Annotated in this window: 7 protein-coding genes; 4 read left to right on the top strand and 3 right to left on the bottom strand. The window is 61.5% G+C overall.

The window, feature by feature from the left end; genetic code table 11:
* Window positions 1–71 precede the first annotated feature (71 nt).
* Complete coding sequence (locus FPL22_RS03680) at window positions 72–1,310, top strand: MFS transporter (protein WP_144228750.1); 1,239 nt, start codon at window positions 72–74, stop codon at window positions 1,308–1,310.
* Window positions 1,311–1,474: 164 nt separating this feature from the next.
* Window positions 1,475–7,225: a LamG-like jellyroll fold domain-containing protein gene (locus tag FPL22_RS03675; protein ID WP_144228749.1), complete on the top strand. Its 5,751-nt coding sequence runs from the start codon at window positions 1,475–1,477 to the stop codon at window positions 7,223–7,225.
* 540 nt (window positions 7,226–7,765) lie between these two features.
* Here FPL22_RS03675 and FPL22_RS03670 read toward each other — a convergent pair.
* Window positions 7,766–9,772, bottom strand: coding sequence for an alpha-amylase family protein (locus tag FPL22_RS03670; protein ID WP_144228748.1), 2,007 nt, complete (start codon window positions 9,770–9,772; stop codon window positions 7,766–7,768).
* 115 nt (window positions 9,773–9,887) lie between these two features.
* On the opposite strand from FPL22_RS03670, the gene FPL22_RS03665 reads away from it, so the two are divergent.
* The gene (locus tag FPL22_RS03665) at window positions 9,888–10,709 is read left to right on the top strand and encodes a helix-turn-helix domain-containing protein (protein ID WP_238991309.1); all 822 of its coding nucleotides are present in this window, start codon (window positions 9,888–9,890) and stop codon (window positions 10,707–10,709) included.
* Window positions 10,710–10,785: 76 nt separating this feature from the next.
* On the opposite strand, the gene FPL22_RS03660 is transcribed toward FPL22_RS03665, so the two are convergent.
* Both FPL22_RS03660 and FPL22_RS03655 read right to left on the bottom strand, forming a co-directional pair.
* Window positions 10,786–11,553, bottom strand: a complete 768-nt coding sequence (locus tag FPL22_RS03660; RefSeq protein ID WP_144228747.1) for a class II aldolase/adducin family protein — start codon at window positions 11,551–11,553, stop codon at window positions 10,786–10,788.
* A gap of 15 nt (window positions 11,554–11,568) precedes the next feature.
* The gene (locus FPL22_RS03655; protein ID WP_144228746.1) at window positions 11,569–13,197 is read right to left on the bottom strand and encodes a fucose isomerase; all 1,629 of its coding nucleotides are present in this window, start codon (window positions 13,195–13,197) and stop codon (window positions 11,569–11,571) included.
* Between the two features lie 114 nt (window positions 13,198–13,311).
* Between FPL22_RS03655 and FPL22_RS03650 the strand changes: the two genes are divergently transcribed.
* A complete protein-coding gene (locus FPL22_RS03650) occupies window positions 13,312–14,196 on the top strand; it encodes a helix-turn-helix transcriptional regulator (protein WP_238991308.1) in 885 nt (294 codons plus the stop codon).
* The last annotated feature ends 65 nt before the right edge of the window (window positions 14,197–14,261 follow it).

Below are 14,261 nucleotides of genomic sequence, written 5' to 3'. Positions count from 1 at the left end.
TTTAGCGTATGACCGTTATTTGAGCGCGGCCACTACCCTTGGAAAATGAGATCGGGTAGGCTGATGGCGACATGAATGCTATTCGATCAACGCATGACAATACGGCCCTCGCCGCCTCCGCTTCGGGCAGTGAAGGCGGGGAACTGACGGGCGGGCTGACTTTCCTGCTGGCGGCGGTTGCCGGGCTCGGCGTGGCGGCGCTCTACTACACGCAGCCGATGCTCGCGGTGATGGCGGCGGACCTGCGGGTTTCGCCGGCGGCGCTGGGGGCGGTGCCGATGCTGACGCAACTCGGCTATGCGGCCGGTATTCTCCTGCTTGCCCCGCTGGGCGACCGGCTTGATCGGAGGCGCATTATTCTCGCGAAGACGGCGACGCTGGCCGGCACGCTCGCGGTGGCGGCGTTTGCGCAGGGCATTACGGTGTTGTTGGCCGCGAGCTTTGTCCTGGGTCTGGCGGCGACGTTGGCGCAGGACGTGGTTTCCTCCGCCGCGACGTTGGCGCCGGAGCGCAGTCGCGGCCGCGTGGTGGGTTCGGTGATGACGGGGCTGCTGCTGGGCATCCTGCTCTCGCGCGCGGTCAGCGGACTGGTGGCGCAATATTTCGGCTGGCGTGCGATGCTCGGTCTGTCGGCGGTCGGCATGGTGGCGGCGATGGTGCCGGTGTGGCGTCTCCTGCCTTCGCTGCGCGTCACTACGCGGCTGCCCTACGGCGAGCTGTTGCGTTCGCTGGGCGGGCTGTGGCGGCGTCATCCGGAACTGCGCCGGGCGGCGTGGGCGCAGGGGCTGCTCGCGGTGGGCTTCAGCGCCTTCTGGTCCTCGCTCGCGCTGATGCTGAGCGCGGAGCCTTTCCGGTTGGGCAGCGCGGCGGCGGGTGCTTTCGGACTGGCGGGAGCGGTGGGCGCGTTGGCCGCGCCGCTGGCCGGCCGGCTGGCGGACAGACGCGGTCCGGCCTGGGTGACGCGGATTTGCTCGGCATTGGCGGTCGCCTCCTTTGCCGGAATGCTGGGCGCCTGCTGGCTGGAGCCGCGCGCTCAACTGGCTGCGATGGCGCTGGCGGTGGTGGGATTTGACCTCGGCGTGCAGGCAACGCTCATCGGCCACCAGACGATCATCTACGGACTCGATGCGGAGGCGCGCAGCCGGCTCAACGCGGTGCTGATCGCGGCGATGTTCGCCGGCATGTCGCTCGGGGCCGGGCTTGGCGGGGTGTTGCTGCAGGCTGCGGGCTGGAAGGGCGTGATGGCGCTCGCCACCGTGTCGTCGGCCGTCGCGTTTGCGTTGCGCCTGCCTAGAGGAAGCCGGCCTTAAATTCAGGCTGACCAAAGCCATCGGACAGCACGGGCATGAGGAGTAGAAACGCGGGCAGCACGGCTGTCGCGAGTTCCAAAAACGAAAGATATTTGCCAGTTAATCACATGTTTGATTAACGGCTTGAGTTTTCGTAAAGAATACCGGAAAGGTGGCTGCTCAATATGAGCAGACACCCCTACCTGCGCGCCGTTGCGGCTTTGCTTTGCCTCTCGATTTTGGTCTCGACGCTTCGCGCCTACACGCCGGCCAACTTGCAGACCGCCTCGGATGGCACTGTCCAGACCATCCCCCTTGAGGCCGCCGTTCAGGCGAGTCCCGCGCAGATACGGATAAAAACCTACGCGCCCGGCACCTTTAGCATCTACCGCAAATCGCCCGACGCGCTCTCCTGGGGCGCCGCGGTCGCGACCGGCGTCTCGCTCGCGGGCGAGGGCACGTGGACGGACAACACCGTCTCCGTCGGCACGCTTTACGAGTATCGTTTCGTCAATACCGCCGGCACGACGACCAACTCGATTTATCCCTCGGGCTACATCCTGTGCGGTATCCAAGTTGACGGCACGCAGCCCAAAGGCCGCATGGCCGTGGTCGTGGCCTCCGACGTCCTGACGACGCTGCCTGCCGAGTTCGCGCAATACAAAGCCGACCTCTTCGCTGACGGCTGGACCGTGCACGAGATCCTCGTGCCGCGTGCGCCCAACTACTCCGCGCTCGGCAACGGCAACATCCTCACGACCAAGGTCAACGCCGGCGGCTCCGGATACGTGAACAGCGACTACATCACGCTCACCAACGCCTCCGGGAAAACCGCGCGCGGCAAGATCACCGCCACCAACGGAGTCGTCTCCTCCGTCTCGATTCCGAATGCCGGCGGCGGCACGGGCTTCTCCGCCAATGAGGCGCTCACCGTCTCGGGAGGCACCTCGACCGGAACCGGCGCCACGCTGATCGGTCGCGTCAATACCGCCCAATTCACCCTCCGGTCTCCCGAAGCAGTCACCGGCGGTTCCGGTTACACCCAAGGCCAGGACGTGACGCTCACCGGCGCCGTCAGCGGAAAGACCGCGCAGGTCACGATCTTCAACTATCCGGCGGGCGCGGTCTATTGGCTCACCATCAATTCCAGCGATGCCGGCTTCATCGAAAAAGAGCGCCTCATCATGACGGGCAATACGACCGGCTCCGGTGTCGGCACGATCATCGCGGACTACCTTGATGGAACGGGCAAGCTGACCCAGGCCGGCATCTACACCACGGGCTCCGGTTACATCGAAGGTGACACCGTCACCTTGACGGGCGGCACCAGCGGCAAGACCGCCCAGGCGGTCCTGGGCGTCAATTCCGACGGTGTGATCCTTTCCATGGAGGTCACCTCCAGCGAGGTCGGCTTCATCGAGGGCGAGGCCATCGCCGTGTCGGGCGCCTCCGCCGGCTCGGGCGTCGGACCCTTCACGGCCACGGTAGGCGGGCCGCTTCAATCCGTGCAGGTCCTCGGCGGTGGCTCGGGTTACGTAAACGGAAACGTAGTGGGATTCAACTACGGAACCACCGCCGCTCAAGGCGTGCTGAACGTCACCAACGGCGTCATCACCTCGATCACCATCACCTCGGGCGGCTCGGGCTACACCGACAGCGGCTACCTCTACCTGACCGGTCTCCAGACCAACTCGGGCGGCCTGAACGTGTCGGTCAACACCGTGGACAACTCCGGCGTGGGCCGGAATGTGAACGTTGTCGCCGGCGGTTCCGGCTATCGCGACAACGACCGCGTGACCATCACCGGGGCGACCAGCGGCGCCACCGCCACCGGTTCGCTCATCGCGCCCGCCGGATCCGTCACCGGCGTCTCGGTGGTCCTGCCCGCCACCTTCGGCGCGAACGAGGCGCTCACGCTCGCGCCCGCATCCGGTGGAAGCGGCGCCACTGCGACCGCGGGTTCCGCACTCAACAATTACCACCTGCTCATTCGTGACGCCGTCCTGGCGGTCAACAACGCCTACCCGGGCGAACTGAAAAATCTCGCCCTGATCGGCAAAGTGCCGGTCGCCCGCAGCGGCCTGAGCGATGGAGCAGGCGCCGACGGCCACGGCAGTGTCGCCCCCTACGGCACCGACGCCTTCTACGCCGACACCGACGGGGCGATTGGAATGGGTTGGACCGACACCGGCTCCAACGACGGCTCGAGCGCCATCAACAACATCCCGGGCGACGGCCAGTTCGACCAACGCAAGATCTCCGAGGTGGGCCCCAACGGACGCGTCGAGCTCGGCTTCAGCCGCATTGACCTCTCCCACGGTATCCAGACCGAGACCGAGGCCCTGCGCACTTACTTCTGGAAGCTCCACCGCTACAAGGTGGCCAGCCCCGATTTCCGGCCCGGCCGTCGCGTTGTTGATCGCCTGCTCTATGCCAACGAGCGCGACGCCCAGCTTCAATCCATGCCCGGCGTCGTCGGCATGAACAATGTCGAGTTCATCACCAACGCCGCACTTCCGCGCACGAGGACCGGAGAGGACGCCGACCAGCTCTACACCATCCAAAACGGCCCCTACCTGTTTTACTTCAAAGGCAACAGCGGACCGATGAGCGGTGTCGGTGGTCGCGCCGTTTTCTGGACCGGCATGCAGAGCCACTGGGGCTACTGGTATGAGGCCACCCGGATAACCAACAGCGCGAACATCATGCTGAAGTCGCTTTCCGAGGATAGTTTCACGCTGAGCTACACGTGGAATATCTGGGGCCTGCGCTACATCTACCATCGCATGGGCATGGGCCTCGAAGCGGGCGACATGATGAAACAGAGCATCAACAACCGCGGCTGGACCACCGGCTCCGACGGCGGCCCCTACACCTACAAGTTCAACGCCCAAAACAACGGCGACTACCACGGCTCGCTCTACATGAACCATATGGGCGACCCCGCGCTGCGCCTCTTCATGTTCGAGCCGCCCACGGGCCTGAGCGTGGTCAAGACCGCCGGCAACCCCGTCCTCACTTGGACTGCCTCGCCCGATTCCGGCGTCATCGGTTACCACGTTTATCGCGCCGCCCACGCCTCCGCTCCGTTCACCCGCCTGACCGCGACTCCGATCACGGGCACCACCTACACCGACACTATCGTCACGACCGGCAGTCACGTTTACATGGTGCGGGCCGTTCGCCTCGAAACCACCGGCGGCGGCACCTTCTACAACGCCAGCCTCGGCGCCACCCAGTCCGTCAACCTCGACGCTGCGCCCACCGCCGTCGCGATCTCCACCACCACGCTTCCGGCCTTCAACTGGAATTCGCCCGGTTCCGTCTCCCTCGACGCCCAGGGCGGCGTGCCCCAATACGCCTGGTCGCTCGCTTCCGGCGCGCTGCCCGCCGGCCTCACGTTCTCCAGCGCCGGCGTCCTCTCCGGCGCGCCCACCGTCACGGGCACGTTCACGTTCACCGCCCAAGTGACCGATCAGCTCAATCAGACGGCCAACCAAGCTTTCACACTGACGGTCAACTCCTCCAGCGCGACCGTCCTCTATCCCGAGGCCACCACCTACACCGACAAGGCCAGGTCCACCAGCTCCTACGGCACCGACGAGGTCGGCTATATTTCCAACATCGCCGCCAACCAGCACGAGACCTTCCAGCGCTATGACCTTTCCGGCCTCGCGCTCAACAACAGCTTCGTCCGCGCCACGCTCCATCTCTACGTCACCAGCGGCACGGCCGCCGGCGTCATCGCCAACGTCCAGGCCAACCTCATCGCCGACGCGCAGGACGGCTGGATCGACCGCGGCATCTCGCGACCCTTCACCGGCGTCAGCAACAACGGCTCCGGCAAGACCCGCGTCGCCTGTGCCGGCCACGGCTTCACCAACGGCACCCAAGTCTCGCTTGCCGGCCTCACCGGCACCGGCGCCCCCTCCAACGGTCCCTACGCGCTCACCGTCGTGGACGCGGACAACTTCGACCTCCTCACCGTTGCCTTCGGCTCCTGGACCTACGATCCCGCCCTGGCCTTCGTTTCTACGACGAGCATGACCTACAACACGCGTCCCACGAGCTACAACGCCGGCGTCCCCACGCTCACCGACTCCGGCGTCAACACCCCCGGCACGCTCCTGCAGTTCGACGTGACTTCCTACGTTCGCGAAACCCTCGCCAACGACTCGTTGAAAAAAATGAGCCTGCGTTTCTTCACCGCGACACAGCAGACCGTCACCGTCGGCTCCGCCAACGCCTACGGTTCGGCACGGCCCTATATCGTTTTTGAAACCACCAACGCCCCCGACATCGCGGTCATCTCTCCCACCGCGAGCCCGGCGTGCATCTACACGGGCTCCGGTATCCTTATCAGCACTACAGTCACTCCGCTGCCGGCCCGCGCCGGCTCGCTCACGCTGCAATGGACCAAGGTCTCCGGTCAGGGCACCGTCACCTTCACGAGCGCAACCTCCCTCTCGACCGGCGCCACGTTCGGCTCCCCCGGCGACTACGTCCTCCGCCTGACGGCCAACGACGGCGTGGACCAGTCCAGCCGCGACATCCCGGTGCGCGTGCTCTCCATCCCCGTCAACGGTCCGGCCGACGGCGCCCTCAAATTGCGCCTCGCGCTCGACGAGACGAGCGGCACCACCGCCGTGGACAGCTCGGGCGTGGCATCCACCACCAACGGCACCTTCTTCGAATCGCCCGCATGGAACGCCGCGGGCCGCATCGGCGGCGGGCTCACTTTCAGCGGCGGATTTCAGCGCGTCGAGGTGGCCGATTCGTCCACCAACCCCAATCCGCTCGACGGCCTCGGCAAGATGACGATCTCGCTCTGGTTCAAAGCCGACAGCATCCCCTCCGGCGGCAGCGCCTACGCAGGCATCATCACCAAGCGTATCGGCCCCTTCAACAAAGAGTCCTATCGCGTCGAACTGCGCGGCGGCACCGGCAACGCGACGATCTCCGTCACCATCTCCGGGGGCACAACCCTCGTGGCCGCCACCACTGTGGCCGCGGGCCAATGGTATCACCTCTGCGTCGTTTTCGACGGCTCGCAGGCCACCAACAACCTCCGGATCTATGTCAACGGCAGCGCCGATAAATTCAGCACCATTACCCCGACGAGCGTCCCGCGAAACAACACCGCGCCACTCAAGATCGGCTCGAACGACGCCTGGAATTTCTTCGGCACGATCGACGAGGCCCGCATCTACAACCGTGCGCTGGACCTCACGGAGATCCAGGACCTTGCCGCTGCCACGCCCGCCAACATGGGGCCGGTCGTCTCCGCCGGCACCGCGATTGCGGGCAACACCGGCGAACTTCTCCCTCTCTCCGGATCGGTGATCGACGACGGCAATCCGGCCGGCTCTTCCTTGGTCCTCGGCTGGAGCAAGTCCGCGGGTCTCGGCAACGCGGCCTTCGGCAACGCGGCGGCCGCCACCACCACGGCGAATTTTAACCAGGCCGGCGCCTACACGCTGCGGCTCACGGCCAACGACGGCGCCGTCACCACCTACGCGCAGACCACGGCGTCCATCGTGGCGGCTTCCGGCATCGACACGTGGCGGATGACCCACTTCGGCACGACCGACGCGACCGGCAACCGCGCCGACAACGCCAGCGCGGCCAACGACGGCATGGCCAATCTCCTGAAGTATGCACTCGGCCTAAATCCCAACCTCCCCGCCACTGCGGCCTCCGCCGGGCTGATTCTCCAAGTGCAGACGGTCGAAGGTAGCAACTACCTCAGCTATACTTTTACGGGAACGGCCGCGGATGTGACCTACGTTGTCGAAGCGACCAGCGATCTTAACGGAACTTGGACATCGCTCTACACGCACAGCGGTTCGGCCCCCGGCACCGTCAAAGTGGACGACACCCAATCTCTCTCGTCGGTGACGAAGCGTTTCATGCGCCTGCGCGTTACCCGTCCCTAATGACTCGTCGAGTCCCTTCATGAGATAGACAAATTCAGCTAGCTGGTAGCCGGTGGTAATCGATATATCTCCTGCTTTACCGATGTCGGTCTTCTCCTCCAGCGGGCCCGAGATGCGCAGACGGTGATGTCGGTGAGCGTGGGGAGAGTCGATGCAGGTAGTTGCGTTTCCATACCCATGCACCGGTGTAAACGCAGCGAGTGGCAGGCACTCTGCCCGCGGCCGATTGCTAAAAACGACACGATGTGTGTCGCACTGCCCCGACGTGGCGCGCCCGTTGGCACCGCGTCGGGCGAAGTTGTCAGGCGGCGACAGAAAGGGCTTTCGGCTCCTGCTCTCCGGCGGTCTTTTCCGCATGATCGCGTTAAAAACCTCGGCCTCGGTCTGACTCTTCATGCCGAGATAATGCTTGCGAATGACGGCCTCGGAATTGCCCTCCTGAATTGCGGCCTCTCCGATGGAGCGGAACTTGGCGACGAACATGGAAATGAACGTGTGCCGCATGATGTCGTGCGAGTCGTCAAATAGGATAATAGATCGTTATGCATAGCTCAGCTCGATCATGGCGTGGGCGGTGAACTCGGGAACGACAAGTGACACAATGCCGCCTTTTTGAGTGAAGGGAATGACCACGTTTTCAGGCACGAGACGGGCGGAGTGGATCTGGCGCGGGACTTGGACTGCGACTTGAACGTTCCGCAGCGGAATGAGGTCTTCGATGACTTCGAGTGACTTATTCACGCCTTCGGATTGGTTGGCGCCGCGCAGGGATTTAGGCGCGTAGATGAGATGAGCGATGAGGCGTTTTTCGGACGGTTGATCGAGGAGACTGAAGCGGCCGTCAGTTGGTAGGCTGGTGACGGCGGGGCGTTCGCCGTCGAGCAGGTGATCGATCGCGGCGAGGACAAAGTCGCGGTAGATCGGTTGTCCATAGTTGCGGTAGCGCGTGAAAATATCGTGGGCAAACCACGCGATGTTGGCGGTCAAAGTCGCTGCAGGCGCCGCCTTGGACGGTGAATCGGGAGCGTGTTGATGTGAGCAGAAGTGCTCCCATGTGCGGTTAAAGTATGCCGTGCGGCGCTCGACTAGAACTCGGGTTTTAACGGTGGGTTTCACTTCGTAAGCAGCGCCGTGGATCACGACGGGCGAGCGAATGGAAACGGCGGGCGTGAGCGCTGTGGCGACGAGATAATCGGGATCGCTGTCGGAACGCCCGAGGAGCTTTGCCCCCGGGTCGATGGCGAAGGCTGATTTGTCGGCGTTGAGCAACGCGCCGCCGGCGGCGAGAAGCTTGCCTCCACCTGCGAGGAATTTTTTGGCTTTAGCTATCGTCGCCGGCGTAAGCACGAAGGAGTCGGGGAATACGATGAGGTCGAAGCGGTCCCACTTCGCGTTCTCGTCGAGCACGAGAAAGGGCAGGTGCGTTTCCAACAGCATGCGCGCTGCACCCTCGTCGGCCCGGCTGACGGTTTCGTGGCCGCGGGCGAGCTTCTGGTTGGATTCGGTGCTGACTAAACCGATGCGAGCGACGGGGCGCACGTTGTCGATCCAGGGTTCGCGAGCCTCGACCTCGGCATAGGCAGCGCCGATGAGCTTGTAGGTATCGACGTTCATATCGCCGTTAGGATGGAGCTGGTCGCCGATCGAGCACTTGGCTCCGTAGGCCAGCATGCCGGCGCATTCATAGCGAAGCGCGGCGGGACGTTTGAAGCCGCCGAACTCGCCCCACGTTGTGTGGAACTTACCCGTCATGCCGAGGAAATCGCGCGGTTGGGTGGCGGCGTAGCGGGCTGAGAAAGCGAAGTGGTCGTAGCCCCAACCGCCGGTAGGAAGAGATTCCAATTCAAAGTGAGAATTGAAGAAGTTGAACTTCGTCGCGCCGACGGGGATGTGTCCGCCGTTGTGGAAAACCGGTGTGTCTTTACGCACGCTGCGGGCCGCGGCGTTGGTGCGTTCGTAATAGTTGAGGAGCGTGCGCTGCGTGTAAGTGCAGACATCTTCCGGCTTAGAAGGCGAGAGTCCGAGCGCCAGCATGTCGCGCAAGGTGTGCTCGGAGAAGTCATCCCACGGAGAGATGATATCGAGGAAGATGCCGTCGTTGTCCGGCCAGCGTTGGACAACTTCTTCAATCTGAGCGCAGAGGTAATCGAGGTAGGCTGAGTTGAAGCGGAGTTTTTTAAACCAACCCACTTGGAGCGGATCGTAACTGGTGCCGTCGCGGTTTTTCACGATCCACTCCGGGTGCGCCATGGCGGTCAATTCATCGACGCCGGCGCTGAGATATATCGGGCAACGCACGCCGATTTCGCGGCAGGCTTCAATCTGTTGGCCAAGTAGATCGAATTTCAAATGCGGGTGCTGCGTGCCGACATTGGTCGGATGGTAACTGTAGCCGTGATGGCATTTAGAGAAGAGCGTGATCGAGTCGACGTGTCCGGCCTTGAGCGCCTCTTGAAATCTGAGCTTGGAGAACTTTTTTCCGATGTCCGGAATGTCGCCGTTGGTGTGAAAGTCGAGGTGAACCTGGCGGAAACGAAGACGGTGCATGGGGAGAATAGCGGTTAAGGAAAACGGGAATGCTTGCTCTTAAAGCGAGGGGGAGAATATGTAGATAATAACCGATTTCCGGTTCGTCTTCCATGTTCAGAAATCGCTAAATTGTGTGCAAAAGTCACCCAACACCTTGCCGACGGAAATTGTAGTGAGCGAACAGGCACATGGCATGTGTGCGAATTTGGGCGTGCGCGTGCGGGCGTGCGTTACCGCTCAACTGCAGCGGTGGACATTCCCGAATCTGGCCGCGCCTTACTGGCGGCTTTACTTGATGGAAGGACCGGGAGCGGAGGTAAGTTGGAAAGGAAAACGGATAATGCTGTCCCCAGAATCGGCGTGGTTGATCGCACCGGATACACCGTTCGGAACTGCGTTACGGAATCCAGCGACGCAGTGTTATGTGCATTTCACACTAGCTCCCGGAGTGTTGGTTGCACCGGGCATTTATGAGGTGCCGCTGTCTCAAGAAATGCGGCGGTGGCACGGGTGCGCGGTGTCAGCTCGAACATCTGAGGCGGGCGGTATTGCATGGCTCGCGTTGATCTTGGGAGCACTCGATTACCTGCCGCTCGGTTCGCTGAGTGAGCGCCAGATTGATCCTCGAGTGCAGCGCGCGTTGGAGCACATGGAGCGAGATCTAGGCGCCCCCCATACCCTCGAAAGTTTGGCGGTGGTGGCGGGAATGCACGGGCGGGCTTTGATACGATTATTTCGGAAAGAAACCAGCGACACGCCAATGGCTTGTTTGCGCGCGCGGAGGATTTCCACCGCCTGCGAGCTGTTGCATCATGGCGACCGTAAAATAGACGACATCGCCACTGCCGTTGGGTTTTGCGATCGCTACCACTTCACGAAAACTTTTAGAAAGTTTCGCGAGATCACGCCCGCGGCATTCCGCGCGTTGAGGCAGGGATTGCAGCAGATGGAATGAACGAACGACTAACCGGCTTCGTGTCTGCGGATTTTTGCTAAATGATCGGAGTTTATTAGTTTGGAAGCGTCTAGCGTTAGGTGGAAAGGCCCAGCGCTTTTTGCCGATAGTGTTCGTCGGGGCGGCCTGCGATTCGCTCGACCTGCGCGTCGGTGAGGAACTTGGGGGCACCCCCGATTGAGGCGGCTCCGACATAGATCTCGGCGGATTTTGCGGTCATCAACGTGCCGGCTAGAACGGCTTCCGGCGTGGCGCCGAGCGCGATCAATCCGTGGTTTTCCAAGAGGATGATGCGAGGCGAACGAGAGAGACGGTTGATGTATTCCTCGACGGCGGTCTTGATCGCTTGCGAGAGCTTGAGACCGGGATCGGTGTAGGGAACGAAGACGCTTTCGACTCCGCAGCAGACGATCTCGTCGGGGAACAAGCGGTGCGTTGCGAACGAACGCGCGTGAGTCGAGCACAGCACTTGGTTAATTGTAATCGGATGCGTGTGACCGACGTAATTAACGCCCGGCAGCGTGAGCAAGTAGGCGTGGAAAATCGTTTCGACCGACGGTTTTTTTGAATCGGTCGAGATGCGTGCGGCGAATAGCGACTCTTCGATCGCGGCATCCGACATGCCCGCGGAAGCGAGTAGTGGAATCAGTTTATCAAAGCGGCACGTGGCGGTGCCGGCAGCGGCGAGCGTGGCGAGATTCGAGCCGGAGGCCTTGACGGTAAACGTCTCGGCATCGTGGCGAACGGATATGTTGCCCTCGCCAAGAATGGCGAGGCGACGGTCCTCCCGACCGAGTTGGTGCGAGAGGTTGAGGAGGGCGTCGAGCGGCGTGTTGGCAGACATGTTGTAAGGCGTTTTTTAGAATGCCGATCCGTCGGCCTTGGTGCCGCAGAGACTGACTTCGAGGCCGAGTTCGGCCGCGAGTTGGGCCTTGGTGTAGAGCGCGAGATCGGCGTCCTTAGCGTTTTTGGCGTAGACGACCTGGATGTGGTTGCTCTTGTGACGGGCCATCATCTGGTCGCGGTTAACGCCATACGTCACGGCGTGCATGATCGGCCATTGAACGGTAGTCAGTTTCCAGCGGCGGTCGGTCTCAGCTTGGGGCAACGCGATGACCTTGGCGCGGCCGAGGTCCATCTTGAGTTTGCCGCCTTCGACGAAGACGCGGCTCCAGATAATTTCGCCGACCTTTGCGATGCCGCGAAGCGTGCCGCCACCGAGACGGAAATACATGGACGGCTGACGCATCGAATCCGAGCAGGCCCAGCCACCGATGTGATGCGCGGGAGGCGCGCTGCCCGAGATGAGGAAAACCCAAACGTATTCGTCGGTCGTGCCGCTCTCGTCGAACGCGCCCCAACGCAGATCGTGGAGCGTGTTTTCGACGGGCTGACCGAGCGCTTTGTGAACGCGGTAGGTGAACAAACCGTCGAGGCCGGCGCACTCGTCGACTTCGTTGAAATGGGGAATCGGTTCACCAGCGCGAACGACTTTACCGGCGGCGTTTTTGACCGGTGGACGATCGCTGTTGTTAAGTGTGCCTTCGACGAGATCGGAGGCGGGAAGCAGGTCCTTGAGGCCCTGTTGATATTGGATACCGATGGTCTCGGCGCCGAAGTCGTCGGCGATGCGAACGGCCGCAATGTAAGTCTTACACTGCCAGATGACCTGTGCCTCGGTGAGCTCGGTAGCTTCGTCTTTTCCGAAGTGGAATTTGAGCCCCTTCTTTTTATACCACGAGAACACGGCCTGCGCATCTTCGTCGCTGACCTGGGTTGCGCTGTAGTAGAGCGCGGACTGTGAGAGACGCTCTTTGTAAACACCGGTTTGGAAGAGGAGCTCGTCGGGGATGATCGAGTTATACATACCCATGCAGCCCTCGTCGAAAACGCCCATGATGGACTTTTTAACGCGCAACTCGTCCGCAATTTTTTTGGCCAACGCTTTGGCTTTTGCGGGCACGGCGGTTTTGGCAAGAGGCTTGACGTGCGTGATCTTGTGTTTGGTCACGCCGGTTTTTAACCACGTGGAGAAACCGTCGAGGAAGTAACTGTCGTCGAAGTTGTCGCTCCAGAGCGTCGAGTATTTGACGCCAGCTTTGGTCAGCGAGCCATTCAAGTTCAACATTCCAACAAGGCCCGGCCAAGTGCCCGACCAATTGGCTACGGTGAGAATGGGACCGCGGTGCGAGATGAGGCCGTGGAGGATGTGGTGCGAGTATTGCCAGACGGCCTCAGCGACGATCAGCGGGGCGTCGGGATCTATCGTGGCGAACACCTCCATGCCTTCCTTTTGCGAACTGATGAAGCCGTGCTTAACGTCCTTTTTGTAGGGATGAGCGCGCACCAGTTTGTAGCCCAAATCGGCGAGGGCGGAGGTCAGCGTTTTTTCCATCTCGGCCTGTGCAGCCCAACAAGTGGCGTTGGCGCTCTGGCGGAGGTCGCCGTTGGCAATGAGCAGGACGGTGTTTTTGGGCGTTTTGGGCATGATGAAATGAGTTGGGCGGGCGGTAACCTAGAAATACTTGGCGAGGGGCGGCCGGTGAGGTGTTGAATATACTCTCGATTTACCCCGCCTAAAATGGATAAACCTTGATCAAAGATGGATAAAATCGGCACCCATTCAGCGGACGCGTTACTCTCAAAACAGGTATCTGAAACGCGTTATTTTTTCCTCAACCTTGGCGCCAAAAAAGCAGGCAAGGACATCGCAGTGACATTGGGCGGCAGGGAACGATGTAACTTGGATTACGAAATCCATCGTTCGTTTTACTCGTATTACGGGTTGGAATACGTGGCCGAAGGAGCAGGGGAGGCGACGCTCGACGGGGTCCGTTACGAGCTCCGGCCTGGCAGTCTTTTTTCTTATGCGCCATCAACCCGTTGCGAGATGGCGACCGATCCGCAGAAGCCGATGTTGAAATACTTTATCTGCTTCACCGGAGCGAATGCCGGGCCGCGACTTAAGCGTGCGGGCGTGGCGGCGGGCGTTGGAATCACCTTGGCGGGACATGCGGAGATCCGCAGCGTGCTTGAGGATCTCGTGAAGGAGGGGCAGCGGAGTGGCTCGTTGGCAGACAAAATCTGCGCGCATCTGCTGGAGGTGCTTTTATTGAAGATCGAAGATTCGGCGACCTCTGCTGCGCAAGGCGATCCGGCCTTGGAGAATTTCCATCGCTGCAAATCGCTGATCGATGCACAGGCGGATAAATTGCTCACGTTGCAGGAAATTGCCACGGCGGCGGGCTTGGAGGAATCGAGTATCTGCCGGTTGTTTCGCCGCTATCACGATACGAGTCCGTATCAGTATTTACTTCGGCGAAAAATGAATCTGGCCGCGGCGTTTTTGGTTAAAGGTGGCGGGATGGTGAAAGAGGCTGCGCAACGTGTGGGATTTACTGATCCCTATCATTTTTCGCGACGCTTCAAAGCTGTGCACGGCGTAGCTCCGAAGATGCTTTTGAAGCACGCGAGCAAGACCAAGTAAGATAATAACCGCAACCGCGGCCGATATGACAGGCAGTTATGCGTATGGCGGGTTAGACCCATACC

Origin of the sequence: Rariglobus hedericola, assembly GCF_007559335.1 — a bacterium.
Lineage (GTDB): Bacteria > Verrucomicrobiota > Verrucomicrobiia > Opitutales > Opitutaceae > Rariglobus > Rariglobus hedericola.
This window is presented reverse-complemented; position numbering and strand designations above follow the sequence as displayed.

Bases quoted from the DNA above. Each gene is read 5' to 3' on its own strand.
- FPL22_RS03680 (WP_144228750.1), top strand. From the start codon at position 72: ATGAATGCTATTCGATCAACGCATGACAATACGGCCCTCGCCGCCTCC.
- FPL22_RS03675 (WP_144228749.1), top strand. From the start codon at position 1,475: ATGAGCAGACACCCCTACCTGCGCGCCGTTGCGGCTTTGCTTTGCCTC.
- FPL22_RS03650 (WP_238991308.1), top strand. From the start codon at position 13,312: ATGGATAAAATCGGCACCCATTCAGCGGACGCGTTACTCTCAAAACAG.
- FPL22_RS03670 (WP_144228748.1), bottom strand. From the start codon at position 9,772: ATGCACCGTCTTCGTTTCCGCCAGGTTCACCTCGACTTTCACACCAAC.
- FPL22_RS03655 (WP_144228746.1), bottom strand. From the start codon at position 13,197: ATGCCCAAAACGCCCAAAAACACCGTCCTGCTCATTGCCAACGGCGAC.
- FPL22_RS03660 (WP_144228747.1), bottom strand. From the start codon at position 11,553: ATGTCTGCCAACACGCCGCTCGACGCCCTCCTCAACCTCTCGCACCAA.